Below are 23,519 nucleotides of genomic sequence, written 5' to 3'. Positions count from 1 at the left end.
CAGAGCATTGCAGCCTGGGAACGCGTTGTTGAGGTCTCGAGTGCTTCCGGCCGCGTGGTGGCGTTGCCGTCGGCTGCGACGGCGTGCGTGGACGCCGCGGCACGCCGCCCTCCCGTCTGCCTGTGCCTGTGCCTGTGGTGCGGTGCCGTTGGTGCGGTGCCGGGATCAGTGGCGGCCGCGGCCCCACGAGACGGAGTCGACGAGGCGGCCCCGGTCGTTGCGCAGGGTGGCGGTGTCGCGGTCGTTGTTCCACACGTAACGGTGGCGATCCTGGTACACGTGGCCGTAACGGTCGTGGCCCTCACCCGTGTGGACCTTCACGCTGGAACGCCCCTCCAGGCGGAGGCGGTCGAAGTAGTAGCGGTGGCCCTGCCGGTCGGTGAGGGAGTAGTCGCGCAGGTTGACCGAGTGGCGGCCGAGGTTGCGGATCTCCACCCACTCGCCGTTGAGGCTGCGGTTGGAGCCGTCGTCGTAACCCGGGCTGTTGTACTGGACCTGGCCGATGATGATCGACGGGCGGGGCGCCTTCGTCGCCTGGGCGGCAGCCGAAGAAGCGGCAGCCGAAGGAGTGGCGGCGGTGGCAGGCAGGGCGATGGCGCCGACTACGGCACCGGCCGCCAGGACCGCCGCGGCGAGCCGGCGGGTGGTACGACTGCGAGCTGTGGACATGGAGATCCCCCCTGGGAACTGCCCATCCGCCCCTGGCAGGAACGGAGATGGGATGGTGCGGGTCCCGGCGTGTTGCCGAGAACACACACTGTGGACCCGCCGCGGGGCGCTCGGGTAGGCGTACGGGCGAGGCGTTACGCAATGCGGATACAGGCGTATCTCTCCGCTGTAATCAGCATGTATCCGTCTCGCTACGTTATCGATGATTCGCGGTGCTGTGCACCTACCGTCCCTGAACTCGACTGTTTGGCAGGGGAGTTGTCAGTTGGTGCTGATTTGTACGCAGGGGTGTGTGGCCGGGAAACGGGCGTCGTCCCGTAACAGGCCTTTGCGGGTCCGTCATGCGGACGGTCCGGACCGCGTGACGGGTGGGGTTCATGGTCTTGACGGGTCATTGCCAAGTAGTCGACGCTGTCCAGCAGTTCGCAGAGACCCGATCTTTCGCACAGGTCCGCTCACGACCGCGCACACTCCACCGCGTACCCCACACACGCTCTACTGCTCACCTCACCGCGTACCCCACCGCACGCTCCACTGCTCACCCCGCCGCACACCCCGTCCGCACCGGAGGCCGCATGTCCGTCGTACCCCGATCCCTCGCCGCCCGAAGTCTCGCGCTCACCCTCGCGCTCGGCTCCCTGACCCTGGCGGCACCCGCGGCGACCGCTGTGCCCCCGCCGGCCGCGCCCGCACCGGCCCCCGCCGCGTCCTCCCCGCTGCCCGTCGTGTCGCCGACGCCGCAGAGCATCACCCGTGCCGGTGCTGACATCGTTGTCCCCGCCCGGGTGGAGGTCGTCGTCGGCAAGGACACCGACCGGGCGGCCCGTACCCTCCTGGCCGACACCCTCCACGCCCACGGCGTGCGCCACGTCGACGTACGCGAAAGAGCGTCCCGGCACGCGCAGTTGAGCATCCTGCTCGGCCCGGCCGCCCGCCCCGACATCGCCCGCGCCCTGACCGGCACCGCCGTCCCGCAGCACGCCGAGGGATACGCGCTGCGCGCCGCCCGCAGGACCGTCGCACTCGGTGGCACCGACGCCACGGGCCAGTACTACGCCGTACAGACCCTGAAGCGGCTGATCGTCTCCCCGAAGGGCGGCGGACACCACAAGGCCCGGATCGCCGGAGCGTCCGTCTCCGACTTCCCCTCGATGCCCCTTCGCGGCTCCATCGAGGGCTTCTACGGCCCGCCGTGGACGAAGGCAGAGCGCCTCGACCACATGGACTTCCTCGGCACCGTCAAGTCCAACACCTACGTCTACGCGCCGAAGGACGACCCGTACCACCGCGACAAGTGGCGCGAGCCCTACCCCGCCGACAAGGCCGCCGAGCTGGACGAGCTCGTGAAGCGCGCCACCGCGCACCACGTCCGCTTCACCTTCGCCGTCTCGCCCGGCGCGTCCATCTGCTACTCGGACCCCGCCGACACCAAAGCGCTCACCGCCAAGCTCCAGGCCATGTACGACCTGGGCGTACGCACCGTCTCCGTCCCGCTCGACGACATCAGCTACACCAAGTGGAACTGCGACGCCGACAAGGCGGCCTTCGGCGCCCCCGGCCAGGGACCCGCCGCGAAGGCCCAGGCCGGCCTCCTCAACGCCCTCCAGAAGGACTTCGTCGCCACCCACCCCGGCATGCGGCCGCTCCAGATGGTGCCCACCGAGTACGGCGACCTCAAGGACTCCCCGTACAAGCAGATCCTGCGCTCCACCCTCGACAAGCCGGTCGAGGTGATGTGGACCGGCACCGACGTCGTGCCGCCGTCCATCACCGTCGACCAGGCGAAGAAGGCCTCCGAACTCTTCGGCCGCAAGGTCTTCGTCTGGGACAACTACCCGGTCAACGACTTCGGCCGGACCGCCGGACGCCTCCTCCTCGCCCCGTACGACAAGCGCGAGCCGGGCCTCTCCGACCACCTCACCGGGCTGATCTCCAACCCGATGAACCAGGAGGCCGCCAGCAAGCCGGCCGTCTTCACCATGTCCGACTTCGCCTGGAACGACCGCGGCTACGACCGCACCCGCTCCGGCCGCCAGGCCGCCCTCCAACTGGCCGGCGGGGACGAGCGGTTGGCGGACGCGATGCAGGTCTTCGTCGACCTCAACCACCTCGCGCCCACCTTCGGCACCACCCCGTGGCAGCCGCAGTCACCGGTCTTCGGCCCGAAGACCGAGGCCTTCTGGAAGCGGTACGCGACCGACCCGCGCGGCGCGATCCTGGCCTTCCGCCCCTCCGTCGACGCCCTCACCCGCGTCCCCGGCGCACTCCGCCGCGGCCTCCCCGACAAACTCTTCCTCGCCGACGCCGCCAACTGGCTGGACGCCACCGAGCTCTGGGGTCAGGCGATGCGGTACGGGCTGGACGCACTGACCGCCGTCCAGAACGGCGACACGGCGAAGGCGGAGACCGCCCGCAGGGCGATGGACGCGCGGGCCACGGCCGCCACGAAGATCACCGTCGATCCGAAGGAGCACCACCAGCTCGGCCGGGTCAGGCTCGGCGACCCGTTCATCGAGGACTTCGTAACGAGGGTCCGGACGGTCTTCGGCAGGTCGAAGTAGGGAGGGGCGGGGGTGCGGGGTACTTCAGCCCGTCCGGCGTTTGAGGACGCGCGGCGCAGCCGTGCACCGGGCGCAGCCCGGAACACCCGCCCCCACCGGCGCCGACCGGGCGCAGCCCGGGACCGCCCGCCCCCACCGGCGCGAGCCGTGATGCCTTACCCTGCTCCGCACCCTGCTCCGCGCCGAGCGGCCCGCACCCCTTCCCCCGCCCCGCCCCCTCGTGCACGATGATCCTCGTGGACCTGGCCGAGCACCGCGCCCTCGACGCGATCCAACGCGACCCGTACCCCCTCTACGCCCGCGCCCGGGGCGCCGACGGACTCACCTTCGTGCCCGAGCTGGACTCCTGGCTCGTCGCCCGTGACGCGGACGTGCGCGAAGTCCTGCGCCGGCCCGAGGACTTCTCCTCGGCGAACTCGCTGCGGCCCGACGTGCGCCCAGGGCCCGCCGCCCTCGCCGAGTTCGCGAAGGGCATCGGCGGGCGCGGCACGGTCGTCACCGCCGACGGCGACGCCCATCGCACCTACCGGGCACCCCTCAACAGCGGTCTCTCCACCGCCCGCGTCAACGCCGTCCTGCCGTACGCCACCGCCCGCGCCGAGGAACTCCTCGACGCCTTCGCGCCACGCGGGCACGTCGAGCTGATGGGGGAGTACGCGCAGAAACTGCCCGGCGACGTCATGGGCCGCCTCCTCGGCCTCACCGAGGAAGACGCCCGCACCGCGGCCCACGGCGGCCGCCGCGCCGAGGAACTGCTCTTCCGCCCGCTGCCCGAGGACGAGCAGGCCGCCTGCGCCCGCGACGTCGTCGCCCTCCAGCACCTGCTGGACAACTACATCCGCGAGCGCCGCGCCCACCCCCGCGACGACCTGATCTCCACCATGACCGCCGCTCTGGTCCCCGGCACCGGCGGCCTCACCCGCGAGCAGCGCGGCGAGATGGTCTCCCAGTTCCAGAACCTGCTGCTGGCCGGACACCTCACGACCACCGCCCTGATCGGCAGCACCATGCTCCACCTGCTGCACGACCGCACCCGGTGGGAGCTGCTGTGCGCGGAGCCCGAGCGGATCCCCGCCGCGATCGACGAGGCCGCCCGCTACGACAGCCCGCTCCAGGGATTCCGCCGCGTCACCACCCGTCCTGTGACCCTCGCGGGCACCGAACTCCCGGCCGGCGCCGTCGTGTTCGTCGCCTACGGGTCCGCCAACCGCGACCCGCAGCGGCACGAGGGCCCCGACACCTTCGATCTCACCCGCACCGCACCCGCCCGCCACGTCGCCTTCGGCCACGGAGTGCACGGGTGTCCTGGCTCGCAGCTGGGCAGGGCCCAAGTGCGGCTCACGCTGGAACTGTTCGTCCGCAGACTGCCCGGGATACGCCTGGAGCGAGCGGCGGACCAGCGGGCCGTCATGCGACCCACTCTGATCCACCGCTCGCCCCAGGCGCTGCACTTGACCTTCTGAGGGCCTCCCGGACCCGCAGGTCCGCTTGGCCGCAGGTCCTCCTAGTCGAGGTAGTCGCGCAGCACCTGCGAGCGCGACGGGTGACGCAGCTTCGACATTGTCTTGGACTCGATCTGGCGGATGCGCTCACGCGTCACGCCGTAGACCTTGCCGATCTCGTCCAGCGTCTTGGGCTGGCCGTCCGCCAGACCGAAGCGCATCGAGACGACGCCCGCCTCACGCTCGGAGAGGGTGTCGAGGACCGAGTGCAGCTGCTCCTGGAGGAACGTGAAGCTGACCGCGTCGGCCGGAACCACGGCCTCCGAGTCCTCGATGAGGTCACCGAACTCGCTGTCGCCCTCTTCACCCAGCGGGGTGTGCAGGGAGATCGGCTCGCGGCCGTACTTCTGGACCTCGATGACCTTCTCGGGGGTCATGTCGAGTTCCTTGGCCAGCTCCTCCGGGGTGGGCTCGCGGCCCAGGTCCTGGAGCATCTGGCGCTGCACACGGGCCAGCTTGTTGATGACCTCGACCATGTGCACCGGGATACGGATGGTGCGGGCCTGGTCGGCCATGGCACGGGTGATCGCCTGCCGGATCCACCAGGTCGCGTACGTCGAGAACTTGAAGCCCTTGGTGTAGTCGAACTTCTCGACCGCACGGATCAGACCGACGTTGCCCTCCTGGATCAGGTCCAGGAACAGCATGCCGCGGCCGGTGTAACGCTTCGCCAGGGAGACGACGAGACGGAGGTTGGCCTCCAGGAGGTGGTTCTTCGCGCGGCGGCCGTCCTCGACGAGGATCTCCAGCTCGCGGCGGAACTGCGGGGTGAGGTCGTCGGCCTCGCCGTCCTCGCCCTCCAGCTTGTGCTCGGAGAAGAGACCCGCCTCGATGCGCTTGGCGAGCTCCACCTCCTGCTCGGCGTTGAGCAGCGGCACCTTGCCGATGAGCTTCAGGTAGTCCTTGACCGGGTCGGCCGTGGCACCCGCGACCGCGACCTGCTGCGGCGGGGCGTCGTCCTCGTCCTCGTCGGACAGGACGTAGCCGGCGGTACCGGGCTTGGGGGTCTCCTCTTCCTCCTCGCCGTCACCCGCCCACTCGTCGGTCTGCTTCTTGGCAGCGGTCTTCTTCGCCGCCGCGGTCTTCTTGGTGGCGCGCTTCTTCGGGGCGGGCTTCTCCGCCCCGGCGGCCGACTCGTCGAGGTCGTCGTCGGTGGCGACCACCTCGGCGGACGAGGTCTGCACGGCAGCCGTCGTCTTCTTGACGGCGGCCTTCTTGGCGACGGTGCGCTTCACGGCGGGCTTGGCCTCACCGCTGGCGGCGGCCTTGCGCGGGGCGCGCTTGGCGGCCTTCGCGGGCTTGGCGGCAGCGGCCGCCGTCACCATGAGCGTCACACCCTCCTCGTCGAGGACCTGGTTCAGGCTGCGCAGGACCCGCTTCCACTGGTCGACCGGGATGCTGTCCGCTTCGAAGGCATGGCGCACGTCGTCGCCATTGATGTGGCCCTGGTCCCTGCCGCGCTCGATGAGCGAGACCAAGGACGGCGATTCGGCGATCTCCTGTGGGAACGGGCGGGACGGACTGAGCGACACGAAGAGCCTCTCGTAGCGAGAAATACAAGTGTGATGGCGGGGCGAGGCCCCAGCCGGGCCTCTTTCTTCTGCAGGAAGCCTGGCTGCGCGACGGCACCTGTCGGTTCATCGCGCACCCGCGCTGTTTCGTTACGCCTTTTATCAAGTGACCTGAGCCACTCTTACTGCCCCGGCCCGGTCCCGGTGCGAAACGGGTCCTCCGGGAGCGTGACGACCAGAGCCTGTCCGGCGGTTCGGCCCGCAGGCGTGCGGGCCGAGCGCAATCCCCAAGGGTACCCCTGGCCGACATTCCTCCCCGGCTCCCGCAGCTTTCGCCCGTAATTCCCCCGGGTGGGTCATTCGTTCCTCCGTACCCTTCTCTGCCCGGGGGATGCGGAACCGTGATCACGCGATCTTGATCGTTGCCCTATCGGGGCGGCCATTGCCCGCATATCATCCGACCTATGCGCGTCGCACTCTTCGTCACCTGCGTCAACGACGCGGTGTTTCCGGCCACCGGGATCGCCGTCGTGAAGCTCCTGGAACGGCTCGGCGTCCAGGTGGACTTCCCTGCCGCACAGACCTGCTGCGGCCAGCCGCAGTACAACACCGGCTACCGCCGCGACACCGAACCCCTGATGCGCAGGACCGCCGAGGCCTTCGAGGGGTACGAGTACGTGGTCACGCCCTCCGGCTCCTGCGCGGCGATGATCCGCGACAACTATCCACGGATCGGACGCCTCCAGGCCAAGGAGGGGCGGGGCGGTGACCTGGCGCTCGCCGCCTCCTCGCTCGTGCCGAGGACGTACGAACTGACCGAGTTCCTCGTCGACGTCCTCAAAGTCACCGACGTCGGCGCGTACTTCCCGCACACCGTCACCTACCACCCGTCCTGCCACGGCCTGCGCATGCTCGGCCTCGGCGAACGCCCCCGCAGGCTGCTCGAAGCGGTCGCGGGGCTGGAGCTGAAAGAGCTCCCGGGGGCCGACGAGTGCTGCGGCTTCGGCGGCACCTTCGCCGTGAAGAACTCCGATGTTTCCGCCGCGATGGGCGAGGACAAGGTCCGTAACGCGCTCTCCACCGGAGCCGACTTCCTGTGCGGCGCCGACAACTCCTGCCTGATGCACCTCGGCGGCATGCTCCGCCGCCAGGACGCGCCCGTGCGCGCACTGCACCTCGCCGAAATCCTGGCCAGCACCGAAGAGGAGCCCCTGCTGTGAGCGGTACGAACAGTGCGAACAGCGTGAGCGGCGCGGGCGGCGCGGGCGGTGTGAAAGCCGTGAACGGTACATATCTGGGTATGCCGTCCTTCCCCCGTGCGGCCCGCGAAGCCGTCAAGGACACCACCCTGCGCGCCAACCTCCGGCACGCCACCCACACCATTCGCGACAAACGCGCCAAAGCGGTCGCCGAGCTGGACGACTGGGCGCAGCTCCGCGAGGCCGGCAAGCAGATCAAGGACCGGACACTGCGCCACCTCGACCGCTACCTTCTCCAACTGGAGGAGGCTGTTACGGCAGCCGGCGGCACCGTCCACTGGGCGGCCGACGCCGCCGAGGCCAACCGCATCGTCACCGACCTGGTCAAGGCCACCGGTGAGCGCGAGGTGGTCAAGGTCAAGTCCATGGCCACCCAAGAGATCGGTCTCAACGAGGCCCTGGAGGCCGAGGGCATCGCCGCCTACGAGACCGACCTCGCCGAACTGATCGTGCAGCTCGGCGAGGACCGCCCCTCGCACATCCTCGTGCCGGCCATCCACCGCAACCGGGGCGAGATCCGCGAGATCTTCACCCGCACGATGAGCGAATGGGGACGCCCGGCCCCCGCCGACCTCAGCGACCGTCCCGCCGACCTCGCCGAAGCGGCCCGCCTTCACCTGCGCGAAAAGTTCCTGCGCGCCAAGGTCGGCGTCTCCGGCGCGAACTTCATGGTCGCCGAGACCGGCACCCTCGTCGTGGTCGAGTCCGAGGGCAACGGCCGCATGTGCCTGACCCTCCCCGAGACCCTGATCTCCGTCGTCGGCATCGAGAAGATCGTCCCCACCTGGCAGGACCTGGAAGTCTTCCTCCAGACCCTGCCGCGCTCCTCCACCGCCGAGCGCATGAACCCGTACACCAGCACCTGGACCGGCACCACCGAGGGCGACGGCCCGCAGACCTTCCACCTGGTCCTCCTCGACAACGGCCGCACCGACGTGCTCGCCGACGAGGTGGGCCGCCAGACCCTGCGCTGCATCCGCTGCTCCGCCTGCCTCAATGTCTGCCCGGTGTACGAAAGGGCCGGCGGTCACGCCTACGGCTCGGTCTACCCCGGCCCCATCGGCGCCATCCTCACCCCCCAACTGCGCGGTACGACCACCGAGTTGGACGCCTCCCTGCCCTTCGCCTCCTCGCTGTGCGGCGCGTGCTACGAGGTCTGCCCGGTCGCCATCGACATCCCGGAAGTCCTGGTCCACCTCCGCGAAAAGGTCGCCGACCAGGGCGGCAAGGGGCACCGCCTGGAGAAGGCCGCGATCAAGGCCGCCGGCTGGGTCCTCAACCACCCCGCCGCCCTCACGGCCGCCGAACGCACCGCCTCCCTGACCCGCAAGGCCCACCCCAAAAAGTTCCCGGGCGCCGCCGCCTGGACGAACACCCGCGAACTGCCCGAACTGCCCGCCGAGCCTTTCCGCGACTGGTGGAAGAGGAACCGCACATCATGACCACCCCCACCCCGCCGGCCAGCAGCCGCGACCGCATCCTCGCCCGCATCCGTACGGCCGTCGCCGACGCCCCCGAGGTGCCCGAGCCCACCCGCGCGTACGCCACCAGTCACACCCCCGACGACCCGGCAACCGTCCTCGACCTCCTCCACGAGAACCTCGCCGACTACCGGGCGGTCGTCCACCGCACCACCGAGGACGGCATCGCCGACCTCCTGAGGAGCCTGCTCGCGAAACGCGGCTCGGCCTCCGTCCTCGTACCGCCGCAGCTGCCCGCGCACTGGCTCTCCGCCGACGGCCCCACCCGGATCCAGGACCGGGCGGACCTCACCGCCGCCGACCTCGACCAGGTCGGGAGCGTCGTCACCGGCTGTGCCCTCGCCATCGCCGAAACCGGCACGATCGTCCTGGACGGCAGCCCCGACCAGGGCCGCCGCCGAATCACCCTCGTTCCCGACCACCACATCTGCGTGGTCCGCGCCCCCTCCCAGGTGGTTGCGTCCCTCCCGCAGGCCATGGGCCGCCTGGACCCGGCCCGCGCGCTGACCTGGATCTCGGGCCCGTCGGCGACCAGCGACATCGAACTGGACCGGGTCGAGGGCGTACACGGCCCGCGCACCCTGGAGGTGGTCCTGCTGACTTCGGCCCCGCCCAGCGGGTGAGGACGTACGGGTGAAGCCGTGCTGGGGACGCACGGGTGAAGCCGTGCCGGGGACGCACGGGTGAAGCCGTGCCGGGGACGAGCGGGTGAGGCCGTGCCGGGGACGAGCGGGTGAAGCCGTGCGGTTACCGCGCCCGGAGTCGGGGGGCCTCCTCGGCGGCGTCCACCGTCCGGGCGCCGGGCACGGCCACCCGGTCGGCCAGCTTCCGCGCCCACCGCACGAGCGCGCCCAGATCCATTCCGTGGACCGTTCCCGTGTGCTCGTACGCGTCGAGGCCCGCCGCCCCCCGTCGCAGCAGCCGCGCCCCGCCCGCCGCATTGCCCCGCGCCGCATGCGTCAGCCCCACCGCCAGCTGCGCCAGGCCCCGCCACAGCGCGGCTTCCTCCTCGGGGCCCGACTTCCACGCGTCCTCGAACACCTCATGTGCGTGGAACGGCATCCCCGAGTCCAGCAGCCGCTGCGCCTCCCGCACGGTCTCCACGGGGGAGCGCACCACACCCTCCGGCTGCCGCTCCACGCCCGGGGTTCCGTACGGCAGCGGGCGCCCGAGCCCGTCACGGGGGCGTGCGTTGCGCGCACGCCCTTCGGCATCGCGGTCCCGCTTCATGTCCATGGCGCCCATTGTCGCTCCCGCAACCACCCGGCCCCTGGGTCACGGACTTCACTCCGTCCCGGGGTACGAGGGCGGTGGTGCGGGCCCGGACGACGCGGGCGACCCCTCCATGGCCGAGGAGGGGGGCCGCGAGGCGGTCGAGGAGGAAGGGGCGGACGGCGGGCCCGACGCGGGCGGGCAGGGGCTCGCCGAGGACGTGCCGGCGGAAGTGGAGAGCGAAACGCACGGCAACGGACTGTTCGTCGAGGACGACTCGTCGGCGGACGGCGAGTCGGACGGCGAGTCGGACGGCGAATCGGACGGTGAGTCGGACGGTGAGTCGGAAGGGTGCGAGGAGGGGTCGGTCACCGGCGGCTTCGTCAACGCGTCGCCGGTGCCCGTGTCGCCCTTGTGCCGTTCGAACCAGGCACCGCTGTCCGGGTCGTACACGACGAACTCGTTCACCACTCGTACGGCGGGCGCCACGACCACGACGTTCGACGACCGGTACCCGGGCCACGCCTCTCCCGTCCGCTTCGGTGTGCTCTTCTGCGCGACGGGCGGCAGCAGCGGGTTGCCGCAGGCACAGCGCACCCGCGGCAACCCGCGGTCGTCGACGAGTACCGCGGTGCCGGCCTGCAGCACGGCCTGGTAGCCGGTGGGGGCACCGTCGCGGTAGCCGTGGTTGGTCACGCGGGTGTCCAGTCGCAGCTGCACGGGAGTGAGCGCGCGCAGATAGCCGGGCACGCCGGACGGTTCGATGCCGAGGACGGAGGCGAACGCCTTGTTCTTGGCCGGGTCCTTCTGGAGCGCGCCGACCTGTTTCTCCACGTCGCAGCTGCCGACCTTCCGCGTTCCGCCGTAGAGGCCGGGTGCGGCGCCGTCGACACCGCGCGTCACATTGGCCGAAGCCGACGAGCTCGGCAGCGCGCTCGGGGGAGGCGGTGTGGAGTCCTCGCGGGCCGTCGACTCGGTGAAGGGGTCGGGTCCCGACTTTCCGACGGGTTGGAGGAGGACCTCGCTGCCGGCCTCGGGCGAGCCGTCGGGGCGAGTGAGGACGACGGTGAGCACCACTGCCGCCACCACGACGGCGGAGATCGCCGCGACGCGGGGCGCGGACTTCCACCACGGGCGGGCAGGCCCGGGGGACGCGCCGGAGCCCCCGTCCGGCTCATCGGGCCCGCCGCCGTGCCCACCGCCGCCGGCCGGCCCGCTCGGCGGGCCGCTGCCCGGCGGCCCCGACGGCCGTCCGGCCCCCGGAGGCGGCGTCGAGCCGGCGCGAGTCCCGCCCGCCCGGGTGTCGCCCGCCTGAGTGTCGGGCCCGGAGGGGCTCTGCTGCGAAGGGCCCGAGAGCGGGCCCGAAGGCGGTCCTGTGGGGCGTCCTGACGACGGCGGCTCGACGCTCACGAGTGCTTCTTCCCTGCGTAGGGGGATCTGGCGTAGGAGGAACTGAGGCGTACGTTTTATTCCTTTGCGCGCCCATTGTGTGCATTGGCTCACGGGGGCCCGCAAGCTGACGCGGTCGGCCCTCCCGACGGGCGAGCCGGTCCGTCGCTGCTTAGCGTGACCACGTGAGCGAGCAGACACCGCCCCGGCGGACAGCGGCACCACGCGCGGAGCAGGGCCGACGGGCACCCCACGGATGGCCCCACGCCCTGGTGGCCGTGCTCGCCTCCCTGGTGGCCATGGCCGTCGTCGCCGGGCTCGGCCTGTGGGCCGCGGGCGCCGCCGACCTGCCGGACGGGGCGTTCCCCAGCGTCGTGGCGGCCGTCGTCGTGATGGCGGCAGGCGGTTCCGTGGGGCTCTCCGGTGACGCGGGGACGATCGCCGAGACGAACGCCGCGCTCTCCGTGCTCCCGCTCTCCGTCAGCCTCGCCGGGGCTCTGGCGATCGCCGCCGGATTCCTTAGGCCGCTGCGCCACCGGGCCGTCGCCGACGCGAAGGAAGTCACCGGCTGGGCCGCCCGGATCGCGGTGCTCTGGCTCCTGCTCCTCATCGGCCTCGGCCTGCTGGCCCGGCACCGCTTCACGATCCCGCTCGGGGACGGCCCCGTCGGCGACATCGGCGATGTCCTGGACGCCTCGCCCGAGGTCGGGTTCGAGACCGACCTGCCGCTGACCCTCGTCTTCGGACTCCTGTGGCTCGTGGGCGTCCTCGCCGTGGCCCTGCTCGTCTCGCGCGGGGCGCCGCTCCCCGCCCGCCTGCTGCGCTTCCAGGAGTCGGTACGCCCCGCGGCCTTCGCCATGGTGGTCCTGCTGCTGTCGTACGTCGCCCTGGGGTTCGTCATCGGCCTCGTCGTGGCGGTGACGCGGGGACATGCCGCCGAGACGCTCGCGGTACTGCTGCTCGGACTGCCCAACCTCGTCTGGCTCGCCTTCACCCTCGGCCTCGGCGCGTCCTGGGAGGGCCGGGTGGACGGACCGTTCGGGCTGCCCATGCCGCGGGTCCTCGACGACGTACTGCGCACACCGGACGACGCCACGCTCAGCCTGAAGACGCTCGCCGACCACGACGGCCGGGTGTGGTGGCTGCTGGCCGTCGCGGCGGCCCTGGTGCTGGGCGCCGCTTTCCTGATGGCGGCCCGGTCCCCGGTGCGGATGCGGGCCTGGCAGCACGCCGTGCACATGGCGGTGGCGCTGACTCTCACGGTGCTCGCCGTCTGCCTCCTCGCCGGCGTGTCCGCCCGCTACGGCCTCTCACTCCTCGGCATCGGGGATCTCGGCGGCGGTCTGTCCGGGCTGGTGGAGCTGCGGCCCCGGCTGTGGCGGGCCCTGGTCCTGGCTGTGGCCTGGGGTCTGGTCTCGGGGTTCCTCGGCGGCCTGTTCGCACGGCGGGTCCAACGGCGGGGCGAGGTGGAGGCAGGCCCCGCCTGAGCCGGGCGCGGGTCAGCCGGCCAGGCCCCGGAAGACCGGCCGGGCCCAGCGGGGCGGCTCGGGAGGCGCGCCGGGATCGGCCGGCACTCCCACGACATGGCGGTCCACCCGCGTCGGAGGGTGGCCCGTCGCGGTGCCTGCGGTGGCCGCGGCCCGCAGCGCGGCGGTGAATTCGAGGCAGGAGCCGTACCGGTCCTCGGGACTCTTGGCCAGCGCCCGCGCGAGGACCCCGTCGAGCGCGGCGGCGACACCGGGCCTCTTCTCCGTCAGGCGGGGCGGTTCGGCGTACTGATGGGCCCAGAGGAGGGCCATGTCGTCGTCGCGCTGGAACGGCGGCCCGCCCGCCATGGTCTCGTACACGACACAGGCGAGGCTGTAGACATCACAACGGCCGTCCACCGGGCGGCCCGATATCTGCTCAGGGGCCACGTAGTCGAGGGTCCCGACGAACTGGCCCACGGTCGTGAACCCGGTCAGCGAGAGCGACTTCTTCGTGAGGCCGAAGTCCGTGAGGTAGGCGTGCTCCGGGTGGTCGCTGTCCGTGCCCTTGGCCACGAGGATGTTGCCCGGCTTGACGTCGCGGTGGACCAGCCCGTGGTCGTGTGCCGCGTCGAGCGCGGACGCGACCTGCGTGGCGATGCGGAGGGCGGCTTCGACGGAGAGGGGGCCCGCGTGGTCGAGCAGGTGGCGCAGATCGCGCCCCGGGACGTACCGCATGGCGATGTAGAGCACCCCGTCCGTCTCTCCCGCCTCGAAGACCGGCACGATGTGCGGGTGCTCGATCGCGGCGGCCACGCGTGACTCGTACGTGAAGCGCTGCCGGAAGGTGTCGTTGCGTGCGAGCTCGGGGGCGAGCAGCTTGAGGGCGACGGTCCGGTCGAGGCGCAGGTCCTTGGCGCGGTAGACGACGGCCATGCCGCCCCGGCCGATCTCGGCCTCGACCCGGTAACCCGCGATCTGCTTCCCGATGAGCTCGGAGGGCCGCCCGGAGTGCGGGCTCGGGCCGCTCTCCCCCGGTGCGGGTGCCATCAGCCGTCACCGGGCCGGAACGGGGAACCGGGATCGGCTGTCCCGGGCGGGGGGAGCGGATCGGGGCCAGCCGTCCCGGGCGGGAGGAGCGGAGCGGGTTGCCCGCCGTGCGGAGTGTGTTGCCCACCGTGCGGGGCGGGTCGCCCGCCGTGCGGGGCGGGAGCCGCCCCCGGATCGGCCGCGGCTGCGACCACCTGCGTCGGTTCGGGCTTGGCCCCACCACCGGCACCCGCGCCGAACGCACCCGGGCCGCGCCGGTCCGGTTCCTCCCCGACCGCAGGACGCACCGTCCCGGCCGTCGTCGCCTCGACCACCCGCGTCTCTCCCGGCCCCGCCGCACCCCCGACACCCACACCCCCGTCAGCCCCAGCCCCGGTCCCCGCCCCGTCCCCACCACCACGCCCCTCGACGCTCGGCCCCGCGCCCGCCGCGTACGTACTGAGCCGTGCCCCGTCGCAGTACACCCACCGCTCGTGTTCGGAGTCGTACAGCCATACCGATTCGCCGTCCACGACCACCCCCACCCGCAGTCCGCGCGTCCGGCGCCGGAAGGACTCCCCGTCGGCGCTGCCGCCCGCCAGGTCCTCCGCCGCGCGCCGGTAGCCGGCGACGGCGTCCTCGGCCCTGGCCAGGAGCGGGCGCGGGTCGGCCGTCCGGGTCAGCGGCCCGCCCGCGCCCGGCGGATCCCGGGGCACCGCGACCAGGAGCCGGCCGTCGACCCACGCCGACCAGCCGTTGGCACAGACGATCCGGCCCCAGTCGCCGAGCCGGTCGACCAGTTGCACGGGCAGCAGCGCGTCCAGCGGCGTCGTCGGACGGTCCACGTCCGGTGCCTCCCAGGCGGGCAGCCCGTCCTGGGGGACGACATGGGTGGGGCGGAAGTCCGCAGTGGTCATCGCCGGCGCTCCTACTTCCGCATGACGGCGGGTTCGTGGCGGCGCAGCATCCTCACGACCGCGAGTCCGAAGACGACCGAGAGGGCGGCCAGCATGCCCATGTTGAGCAGCCAGACACCCGCGGAGTGCTCGAACAGCGGGTCGGAGGTCAGATCACCCGGGACGATCCTGCCGAGGCCGATGGTCCCCGCCATGGCGCCCAGCGCCCAGCGCGACGGCACGAGCCACGCGAGCTGCTCGACGCCGGGCACCCCGTTCAGCTTGAGGAGTGCGCCGCAGAACACCACCTGGACGATGGCGAGGAGCACGAGCAGCGGCATCGTCACCTCCTCCTTGCGCACCAGCGCCGATACGAGGAGCCCCAGCATCATGGCGGTGAACGCCAGCAGGGCCACCGCAAGGGTGAGTTCCACCAGCGGTGGCAGGAGTACGCCTTCGCCGCCGGGTGCGTGGAGGTCGACCCCGAGCAGGGCGACCAGGGTCAGCACGACAGCCTGCAGCACGGTGATCGTTCCCAGTACGACGACCTTGGACATCAGGTACGCCGATCTGGAGAGCCCCACCGCCCGTTCCCGCCGGTAGATGACGCGCTCCTTGACCAGCTCCCGGACGGCGTTGGCGGCACCGGTCAGGACTCCGCCCACGCAGAGGATGAGCAGCGCGTTCAGCGCCGTCTCCTGCGTCAGTCTGCTCCCTGCGAGGGCGCGCGCCATGGCGCCCATCACGAAGGGCAGCGCGATCATGATCGCGAGGAACGTCCGGTCCGCGCCGAGCGCGGCCGTGTATCGCCGCACCAGTGTGCGCAGTTGGGACCCCCAACTCTGCGGCTTCGGCGGCGGCGCGAAGGACGCGGGAGCGGCCGTGCCGCTGCGCGCGAGGGGCCCGGGGAACGGCTGCGCGGAGGAGTCGGCGATGTACCGCTGGTGGAGCGGCGATTGCCGGTACTCCCGGGCCCAGTCCCGCTCACGGTCCCCTTCGAAGGCTTCGAACGCCTCCGGCCACTGCGTGAAGCCGAAGAACGGGAGCGCGTCCCCCGGCGGGCCGTAGTAGGCGATCCTGCCGCCCGCGGCGAGGACCAGGAGCCGGTCGCACACGTCGAGGCTGAGCACGCTGTGCGTGACGACGATGACCGTACGGCCGTCGTCGGCGAGGCCGCGCAGCATGTGCATCACCGAGCGGTCCATACCGGGGTCGAGCCCGGACGTCGGCTCGTCGAGGAAGAGCAGCGACGGTTTGGTGAGCAGTTCGAGCGCGACGCTCACGCGTTTGCGCTGGCCGCCGGAGAGGCTGTGGATGGGCTGGTCGACGCGTTGTTCCAGGCCGAGTTCGCGGATGACCTCGTCGACCCTGGCCCGGCGTTCCGCCTTCTCGGTGTCCTGGGGGAAGCGGAGTTCGGCGGCGTATCCGAGGGCGCGGCGCACGGTCAGCTGGGCGTGCAGGATGTCGTCCTGCGGTACGAGACCGATGCGCTGGCGGAGCTCCGCGTAGTCGCGGTAGAGGTCGCGGCCGTCGTAGAGGACGGTGCCGCCGTCCGCGGGGCGCAGCCCGGTGAGAGCGTTGAGCAGGGTGGACTTCCCCGCGCCACTGGGCCCGACGACGGCCAGCAGGCACTTCTCACCCACGGGGAAGGAGACCTGGTCGAGGAGTGTCTTGCGGCCCCGGTCGACGGTGACCGTCAGGCCCTGGACATCGAGCGACACCTCGCCCGTGTCCACGTACTCCTGCAGCTCGTCACCCACGAGGCAGTACGCGCGGTGGCCGACGCCGACGATGCCCCCCGGCGCGACCGGGGCGCGGGCCACCCGCTGGCCGTTGAGGTAGGTGCCGTTGTGGCTGCCGAGGTCGACGATCTCGTACGTGCCGTCCGCGAGGACCCTCAGTTCGGCGTGCCGACGGGAGACGACCAGGTCGTCGACGACCACGTCATTGTCGTCGGCGCGGCCGATACGGACCGTGCGGGCGGGCAACGGGCGCACGGTCGTCGGCTGCCGGAAGGTGCCCGTGGCAGCGGGCATGCTGACGGAGGAGGGGCGCTCGGCGGCGACCGGCCCGGGAGGGGCACGGCCGACGAGCACCGCACGGGGGCCGTCCGAGGCGTTGCCGAAGCGGATGACGCTGCCCGGCCCGATGTCCCACTCCTGGATGCGCCGTCCGTCGGCGTACGTGCCGTTGGTGCTGTGCTCGTCCTCGATCGTCCAGTGATCGAGCTCGGCATGGAGGACGGCGTGATGCCACGAGACGCGGGCGTCGTCGAAGACGATGTCGCTCAGGGGGTCGCGCCCCACGTGGTAGTCGCGGCTCGGACTCATCACCGTGGAGCCGGTGTCCGTCTCCAGAACGAGTTCGGGCGCAGTCGCCGCACCTGGCCACTTTCCCATGGCCCGAATTCTACCTATTCGCCCACTTTCCCGCCTGGGCCGGAAGTGGCGGGAGACGCATCAGGGCCGGTATCGGATCTCTCCGACACCGGCCCTGATCTGCGACTCTTTCGAGTCGGGACGACAGGATTTGAACCTGCGACCCCTTGACCCCCAGTCAAGTGCGCTACCAAGCTGCGCCACGTCCCGGTGCGCGCCTGACCTGGGCTTTCCCCTGGCTGAGCGCGCATGAGAACAATACCCCAACCTGGGCGGCCCAAAGAACCGCATGCCGCACGGCCACCTCCCGGAGAGGCGAAGAGGGGTGATGCGCGCAGGCTGGAGAGGCGGAGGATGGAGGGAGAGGCAGGCCGAGGGCGGCATCCCGAGGAGGCGTCGTGGACAGGACCCGTACGAACGGTCAGGCGGACGGCGGGGCCCAAGGCGCGCCGGGCGGAGCCGGCGCCCCCACCGTGCCCCCGCCGGACGGCGCTGCCGCAGACTTCTTCGCCGCCCTGCGGACTGCCGAATTCGGCCGGCTCGACGAGGGCGGGCACGTCTACCTGGACCACACGGGTGCGGCGCTCCCCCCGCGCTCCCTGGTCCTGGCGTCGGCGCAGCGGGTGGTCGGCGGTTGTTACGGCAACCCGCACTCCGAGAGCCCGGCCTCCCGGGCCTCCGGGCTGCTGCTCGCCGAGGCGCGCCAGGCGGTGCTGCGGCACTTCCACGCGGACCCGGCGGAGTACGCGGTGATCTTCACACCCAACGCGACGGGCGCGCTGCGCCTGGTCGGCGAGGCGTACCCCTTCACCTCCCGCGACCGCCTGGTCCTGCCGCTGGACAACCACAACTCGGTCAACGGGCTGCGCGAGTACGCACGGGCCCGGGGCGCCAGGACGGTGTACGTCCCGCTGGGCGGGCCCGGACTGACCGTCGACGAGAAACAGCTGAGGGCCGCCCTGCCCCCGCGCAGACGCAAGGGCGGGGCGGGGAGGCGGCGCGGCCTGTTCGCGTATCCCGCACAGAGCAACTTCACCGGGGTGCAGCACCCGCTGGAGTGGGCGGCGGCCGCGCAGCGCCGCGGCTACGACGTCCTGCTCGACGCCGCCGCCTTCGTCCCCACCAACGTCCTCGACCTCGGCCGCCACCACCCCGACTTCGTCGCGGTCAGCTGGTACAAGGTCTTCGGGCACCCCACGGGGGTGGGCAGTCTGATAGCCAGGCGCGAGGCGCTCGCCCGGCTGTGCCGCCCGTGGTTCTCCGGCGGCACCGTCCACGCGGTGAGCGCACAGGCGCAGTGGCACGTCCTCGCCGCGGACGAGTCCGCCTTCGAGGACGGCACGGTCGATTTCCTCTCCCTTCCCGACGTGACGGCAGGACTGGAGTGGATCAATGGCATCGGCATGGACCGCGTCCACGCCCACATCGCCGTCCTGACCGGGCGCCTGCTGACCGGGCTGCGCACCCTTCGGCACAGCGACGGCTCACCGCTGGTACGGCTGTACGGGCCGGACGGCGGCGGGGTCCCGTACGGCGATGTCCCGGACGGCGGCCCGTACCGCGCTTCCCCGCGCGGCGGGACGGTGGCGCTGAACCTGCTCGGGGCGGACGGGCAAGTCGTCGACGAGCGGATCGTCGCCCGCGACAGCGCGCGGCGCGGGATCTCCCTGCGCACGGGCTGTTTCTGCAACCCGGGCGCCGGGGAAGCCGCCTTCGCCCTGCCGCCGCGCCGGCTGCGCAGGGCGGCAAAGCGCCAACTGAACTCGCTGGAGGACTACTTGGAGCTGTTGCGGCTGCCGTCCGCAGGGGCGATCCGCCTCTCGCTGGGCCTCTCCTCGCAGCCTGCCGACATCGACGCGTTCCTGACGTTCGCGGCCGACACCTACCGAGACCGGACGCCCACGACTGCCGGTCTTGCCCCGCGCGAGGGGTGCTGACGAGGGGTGCTGACGGCCGTAGCGGGAGCTACCGTCCGGCCCGCCCGGTCGCCGTCCCCCGCCGGCACTTGCGTACCAGCACCGCCCAGGCCGCCACCAGGAAGAGCAGCGCGAACCCGGCCAGGATCAGCCACCCCCGGGACGCCGGGTGTGCGAAGGAGTCGCCGTACGAGGCCAGCAGGGGCGGGCCCAGCGGGGAGGCGCCGTCGCGCCACAGACCCTCCAGGCCGACCGCGCCGCCCAGGGCTTCGTACGCCCACCGGTTGGTCATCGCCAGGCTGAGCACCTCGCCGGCGAGCGTCATCCGGGGCACCGGCACGAACGCCCCCGAGAACAGCACCTGCGGGAAGCACAGCAGCGGCAGCATCAGCGTCGCCTGCCCCGGCTCCGACACGGCGGCCGAGGCCAGCAGTCCCAGCGCGAGCGCCGCCGCCGAGGCGAGCAGGCTCGTCGTGAAGAGCGAGAGGTAGGTGTCCCAGCCCGCGGCGGGCAGCCGGTCGAGCACGCGCAGCACCGCGAGGAGCAGGGCGTCGGCGAGGGCCAGGACCGGCAGTACGAGCGTGAGCTTGGACGCCACGTACGGTCCCAGCCGCAGCCCCGCCAGCCATTCGCGGCGCAGCACGGGCAGTTCGGTGCAGATCTGGAGCAGCCCGTACGTCAGCCCGAAGAAGAACGTGCCGAACGCGATCCAGAACATGATCATCGCGCTGGAGCCGGGGTCGGGGGCCGCCGGATCGAAAGCCCCCGCCCGGAACAGCACGGCGAACATCGCCACGATCATCACGGGCGACCCGGCGAGCACCGCGACCGACAGCCGGTTGTGCAGCAGAAGCGCCGCTCCCCGCCGCGTCAGCAGCGCCCACTGCCGCACGGGGCCGACCCGGGGCCACGCCGCCGGAAAGGCACTCTGGCGCGAGCCCGATTCCGGCTCCGGGACCGGTGGTGCGGGTGCCGCCTTCGCGCCGCCCGCCACGGCTCCCTACACCTCCTCCAGGGCGGTGACCCCGAACGCCGGGCACAGTGCACCGGGTTCACCCGCGTAGGCGAGCTCGCCCCCGGGTGCGAGGAACACCACCCGGTCCGCGCGCGGGAGGTCGGCCAGGGCGTGGGTGGTGAGGACGACGGTGGTGCCGGCTCCCGTCAACTGCCGCAGGGTGTGCAGCAGTTCGGCGCCGGTGACCGGGTCCAGGCCCGAGGTGGGTTCGTCGAGGAAGAGCACTCGGGGCCGGGTGAGCATCTCCGCCGCGATACCGGCGCGCTTGCGTTCGCCGCCGCTCAGGTCCCGCACCCGCGTCCTTGCGCGGTGGGCCAGGCCCAGCGAGGCCAGGACCCGCCGCACCGCGGCGTCCACCGCGTCGGCGGAGGTCCCGGGCTCCATCCGCAGCCCGGCCGCGTACCCGAGGGTGTCCCGCAGCGGGAGTTCGAGGTGCAGGACGTCCTCCTGCGGTACGAAGCCGAACTCCCGCCCCGGGGCGCCCGGTTGGGCCCCGTCGTGCCGCACCGTTCCCGCGCTCGGGGTGTTCAGGCCGGCGAGCGTGGTCAACAGGACGGTCTTGCCCGCCCCGCTGCTGCCCGCGATCACGGTGAGCGAGCCGGGGGCGACGTCCAGGGACACGTCGTGCAGGACGCGGCCGGCCCCTTTGACCTGCTGGGTGACCCGGCGGGCCGCGATCCGCAGACCGGCCTGGCCGGGCAGAGGGGGCTGGCCGGGTGCCGGGGGAGGGGATGCGGCGGAGGTGTGGGGGCGCATGGGGGCAGCATGACAGGAATCGTCCCCCAATCGCCCCCATCGCCCGCGCTAGTCCTCGCTCGACCGCTGCCGGGGGATTCCCGGCATGACGTCGCCCGGGACGCTGCCCTGAACGACCGTCACATTGCGCGCCGGGGCCGGGACCCGGATGCCCTCCGCCCGGTACCGCTGGTGCAGGAGCTTGATGAACTCGTGCTTGATCCGGTACTGGTTGCTGAACTCCCCGACGCCCAGGATCACGGTGAATCCGATCCGGGAGTCCCCGAAGGTGTGGAAGCGGACGGCGGGCTTGTGCTCGGGGAGTGCGCCGACGACGTCCCGCATCACCTCGGCGACGACCTCGGACGTCACCTTCTCGACCTGCTCCAGATCGCTGTCGTACGAGACGCCGACCTGGACCGAGATCTCCAGGTCCTGCGCGGGGCGGCTGAAGTTCGTCATGTTGGTGCCGGCCAGCTGCATGTTCGGGATGATCACGAGGTTGTTGGAGAGCTGGCGCACGACCGTGTTGCGCCAGTTGATGTCGACGACATAGCCCTCCTCGCCGCTGCTCAGCCGGATGTAGTCGCCGGGACGCACCGTCTTCGAGGCGAGGATGTGCACGCCCGCGAAGAGGTTGGCGAGGGTGTCCTGCAGGGCGAGGGCCACCGCCAGACCGCCCACGCCGAGCGCGGTGAGCAGCGGGGCGATGGAGACGCCGAGGGTCTGGAGCAGTACGAGAAAGCCCATTGCCAGCACCACGACGCGGGTGATGTTGGCGAAGATGGTCGCCGAACCGGCCACGCCCTGCCGGGACTGGGCCACCGACCGGACCAGGCCGGTGGTGATCCTGGCCGCCGTGATGGTTCCGGCCAGGATGAGCAGCGCGGTCAGTACCCGGGTGACGTTCTGCCCGGTCCGCTCGGTCAGCGGCAGGGCGGCGGCGGCCACGGCGAGGCCGGAGGCGACAGCCGCGACCGGGACCAGGGTCCGTACGGCGTCGACGATGACGTCGTCGCCGTTCCACCGCGTACGACTGGCCCGCTCGCCCAGCCAGCGCAGCACGGCCCGCAGCAGCAGGGCCGCGACGAGCCCGGCGGCCACCGCGATACCGGCGACGACCAGATCACTCAGTACGAGGGATCGTTCCATCAGCGTGATCCCCCGGACGTGAGGGGTGCGGGAAGTGAAGAGGGAAAGAAATGCCCCTGGGGGCGGCATATGTGAGGTGTAGTCACCTTTGGGTACCTGCTCATTCCGGGTTGCGCGGTCACGCCGGTCGAACATGTGTGTCCTCCGGCGCGAGCGTCATCCTGCCCCATGAACCGGCTGCCTCCGTCAGTGGCCGGGTCCTGTCCCGCACATCGGGTCACGGCAGCCGCGGCACGCTCCACCGGGTGGAGAATGCCCGCGCCGGGTTGGCGACGAAGACGCGCTCCGCCGCTTCCTCCCCGAGCGCCTTGACCAGGGACGGCCGCAGGGTGTCGAGGAGGTGGGCGGCCCGGCCCGGGGCCGCCCGTGACGTGGTGGTGTCCGCACCCAGGAGCAGCCGGTCGCCGTACCCGGCCCCGGCGAGCGTGACGAGTGCGGCCAGCACCCGCTCGTCGGTGGTGCCGTACACGGCGGAAGGGCCGTCCAGTACGAGATGGGCACCGGTCGCGGCGGCCCGCAGCCAGGTGTCGGCGTCCGCCGTCCGGCCCAGGTGTCCCAGCAGGATGCGCTCCGGCGGTACCCCGAGCTTCCCGGACAGCAGCGCGACCGCGTCCTCCGCGTGGTCGGGACGCTCCAGATGTACGCCGACGGGGCACCCGGTCGCGTGCTGCGCCTCGGCGGCCGCGGCCATGACGCGGCGCGTCCAGGGGTCCAGGCCGTCGGTGCCGTGCGGCCCGTCGGGCCCGGTGGACACCTTGATCAGCCCTGCCGGGACCTCGGCCGTGGTCAGGTCGGCCACGAAGTCCTGGGCCGCACGGTCGAGGAGGGCGTGCCCCTGCCCGTATTGCCGGGCCTGGTGCAGCCCGGTCGCGGCGACGAGCCGGACCCCGGAGGTACGGGCCAGCCGCACCAGCGACTCGCGGCGCCGCCCCATCGCGCGGGGCGTCCACTGAACGAGCGCGGCGCCGCCCGCCGCACGGAAGGCCCGCAGCTCGTCCGCGGCGCGCGCCTCGTCGTCGAGTTCCTGCCCGGTGAGGTGGGGCGAGCGCAGGAAGAGGTGGTCGTGCGCGTCGCAGACGCCGAGCGCGGCCGGCGCGACATCACCAAGGACGGTACGAATGGCAGGAGTTGAAGGCATGAAGATCCCCTCGGCGGTCGAGCGCGGGCCGGTCGCCGATCCGGCCCACGGCGGTGCGGTACGCGGCCCATCCTGCCCCTGTGCCACCCGGACCCTCCGGCGGCGCGGCACGAAAACCGCTGGTGGCGGGGCGGCGGGCCCGCATAGCGTGTGCCGGTCAACCGGCGGCGGGGCACGACTTCCCTCCCGTACGGGCCACGTACCACGCGA

The 23,519-nt window shown here is 72.2% G+C and carries 18 protein-coding genes and 1 tRNA gene; 7 read left to right on the top strand and 12 right to left on the bottom strand.

Annotated elements, in window-relative coordinates; genetic code table 11:
• Positions 1 to 165 precede the first annotated feature (165 nt).
• Positions 166 to 669 carry a lamin tail domain-containing protein gene (locus AB0D18_RS32830; protein WP_362426910.1) on the bottom strand — a complete coding sequence of 168 codons (504 nt, stop codon included), beginning with the start codon at positions 667 to 669 and terminating at the stop codon, positions 166 to 168.
• Between the two features lie 575 nt (positions 670 to 1,244).
• Between AB0D18_RS32830 and AB0D18_RS32825 the strand changes: the two genes are divergently transcribed.
• Positions 1,245 to 3,230 (top strand): beta-N-acetylglucosaminidase domain-containing protein, encoded by a 1,986-nt coding sequence (locus AB0D18_RS32825; RefSeq protein WP_362426907.1) that lies wholly within the window; start codon positions 1,245 to 1,247, stop codon positions 3,228 to 3,230.
• A 227-nt stretch (positions 3,231 to 3,457) separates the two neighbouring features.
• Positions 3,458 to 4,693 (top strand): cytochrome P450, encoded by a 1,236-nt coding sequence (locus AB0D18_RS32820; protein ID WP_362426903.1) that lies wholly within the window; start codon positions 3,458 to 3,460, stop codon positions 4,691 to 4,693.
• Between the two features lie 41 nt (positions 4,694 to 4,734).
• Here the strand turns inward: AB0D18_RS32820 and AB0D18_RS32815 are convergent, their stop codons facing one another.
• A complete protein-coding gene (locus AB0D18_RS32815) occupies positions 4,735 to 6,264 on the bottom strand; it encodes an RNA polymerase sigma factor (protein ID WP_362426900.1) in 1,530 nt (509 codons plus the stop codon).
• 443 nt (positions 6,265 to 6,707) lie between these two features.
• On the opposite strand from AB0D18_RS32815, the gene AB0D18_RS32810 reads away from it, so the two are divergent.
• The 3 genes from AB0D18_RS32810 to AB0D18_RS32800 are packed head-to-tail and all read left to right on the top strand — an operon-like array spanning position 6,708 to position 9,606.
• Positions 6,708 to 7,463, top strand: a complete 756-nt coding sequence (locus AB0D18_RS32810; protein ID WP_362426897.1) for a (Fe-S)-binding protein — start codon at positions 6,708 to 6,710, stop codon at positions 7,461 to 7,463.
• 59 nt (positions 7,464 to 7,522) lie between these two features.
• Positions 7,523 to 8,944, top strand: a complete 1,422-nt coding sequence (locus tag AB0D18_RS32805; RefSeq protein WP_362426928.1) for a LutB/LldF family L-lactate oxidation iron-sulfur protein — start codon at positions 7,523 to 7,525, stop codon at positions 8,942 to 8,944.
• Complete coding sequence (locus tag AB0D18_RS32800; RefSeq protein ID WP_362426894.1) at positions 8,941 to 9,606, top strand: LUD domain-containing protein; 666 nt, start codon at positions 8,941 to 8,943, stop codon at positions 9,604 to 9,606. Before AB0D18_RS32805 ends, AB0D18_RS32800 begins: the two co-directional genes overlap by 4 nt.
• 124 nt (positions 9,607 to 9,730) lie before the next feature.
• On the opposite strand, the gene AB0D18_RS32795 is transcribed toward AB0D18_RS32800, so the two are convergent.
• Together AB0D18_RS32795 and AB0D18_RS32790 are read right to left on the bottom strand one after the other, a co-directional pair.
• On the bottom strand, positions 9,731 to 10,219 hold the full coding sequence (locus tag AB0D18_RS32795) for a DUF309 domain-containing protein (protein ID WP_362426891.1): 489 nt from the start codon (positions 10,217 to 10,219) through the stop codon (positions 9,731 to 9,733).
• Positions 10,220 to 10,267: 48 nt separating this feature from the next.
• The gene (locus AB0D18_RS32790) at positions 10,268 to 11,605 is read right to left on the bottom strand and encodes a DUF6777 domain-containing protein (protein ID WP_362426888.1); all 1,338 of its coding nucleotides are present in this window, start codon (positions 11,603 to 11,605) and stop codon (positions 10,268 to 10,270) included.
• Positions 11,606 to 11,769: 164 nt separating this feature from the next.
• Here AB0D18_RS32790 and AB0D18_RS32785 point away from each other — a divergent pair, with 164 nt between their 5' ends.
• Positions 11,770 to 13,071, top strand: coding sequence for a streptophobe family protein (locus AB0D18_RS32785; RefSeq protein ID WP_362426885.1), 1,302 nt, complete (start codon positions 11,770 to 11,772; stop codon positions 13,069 to 13,071).
• Between the two features lie 12 nt (positions 13,072 to 13,083).
• Here the strand turns inward: AB0D18_RS32785 and AB0D18_RS32780 are convergent, their stop codons facing one another.
• The 4 genes from AB0D18_RS32780 to AB0D18_RS32765 all read right to left on the bottom strand — a co-directional run bounded on the left by AB0D18_RS32780 (position 13,084) and on the right by AB0D18_RS32765 (position 17,563).
• Positions 13,084 to 14,100: a serine/threonine-protein kinase gene (locus AB0D18_RS32780; RefSeq protein WP_362426882.1), complete on the bottom strand. Its 1,017-nt coding sequence runs from the start codon at positions 14,098 to 14,100 to the stop codon at positions 13,084 to 13,086.
• A complete protein-coding gene (locus tag AB0D18_RS32775) occupies positions 14,100 to 14,996 on the bottom strand; it encodes a hypothetical protein (RefSeq protein WP_362426880.1) in 897 nt (298 codons plus the stop codon). Before AB0D18_RS32775 ends, AB0D18_RS32780 begins: the two co-directional genes overlap by 1 nt.
• A gap of 11 nt (positions 14,997 to 15,007) precedes the next feature.
• Positions 15,008 to 17,374: an FHA domain-containing protein gene (locus AB0D18_RS32770; protein WP_362426877.1), complete on the bottom strand. Its 2,367-nt coding sequence runs from the start codon at positions 17,372 to 17,374 to the stop codon at positions 15,008 to 15,010.
• Positions 17,375 to 17,489: 115 nt separating this feature from the next.
• Positions 17,490 to 17,563, bottom strand: a tRNA-Pro gene (locus AB0D18_RS32765).
• Between the two features lie 263 nt (positions 17,564 to 17,826).
• On the opposite strand from AB0D18_RS32765, the gene AB0D18_RS32760 reads away from it, so the two are divergent.
• The gene (locus tag AB0D18_RS32760) at positions 17,827 to 19,290 is read left to right on the top strand and encodes an aminotransferase class V-fold PLP-dependent enzyme (RefSeq protein ID WP_362426925.1); all 1,464 of its coding nucleotides are present in this window, start codon (positions 17,827 to 17,829) and stop codon (positions 19,288 to 19,290) included.
• Positions 19,291 to 19,318: 28 nt separating this feature from the next.
• Here AB0D18_RS32760 and AB0D18_RS32755 read toward each other — a convergent pair whose 3' ends face one another.
• The 4 genes from AB0D18_RS32755 to AB0D18_RS32740 form a co-directional block, all read right to left on the bottom strand.
• Entirely contained in the window at positions 19,319 to 20,263 is a 945-nt protein-coding gene (locus tag AB0D18_RS32755; protein ID WP_362426874.1) for an ABC transporter permease, read from the bottom strand.
• A gap of 6 nt (positions 20,264 to 20,269) precedes the next feature.
• The gene (locus AB0D18_RS32750; RefSeq protein WP_362426871.1) at positions 20,270 to 21,040 is read right to left on the bottom strand and encodes an ABC transporter ATP-binding protein; all 771 of its coding nucleotides are present in this window, start codon (positions 21,038 to 21,040) and stop codon (positions 20,270 to 20,272) included.
• A gap of 48 nt (positions 21,041 to 21,088) precedes the next feature.
• Positions 21,089 to 22,171, bottom strand: coding sequence for a mechanosensitive ion channel family protein (locus tag AB0D18_RS32745; protein ID WP_362426868.1), 1,083 nt, complete (start codon positions 22,169 to 22,171; stop codon positions 21,089 to 21,091).
• A gap of 217 nt (positions 22,172 to 22,388) precedes the next feature.
• On the bottom strand, positions 22,389 to 23,309 hold the full coding sequence (locus AB0D18_RS32740; protein ID WP_362426865.1) for an amidohydrolase family protein: 921 nt from the start codon (positions 23,307 to 23,309) through the stop codon (positions 22,389 to 22,391).
• Positions 23,310 to 23,519: the final 210 nt, after the last annotated feature.

This window comes from Streptomyces sp. NPDC048442, assembly GCF_040651475.1.
Taxonomy (GTDB): domain Bacteria; phylum Actinomycetota; class Actinomycetes; order Streptomycetales; family Streptomycetaceae; genus Streptomyces.
Note: the sequence above shows the minus strand (reverse complement) of the source record. Positions and strands in the feature narration are given on the sequence as shown.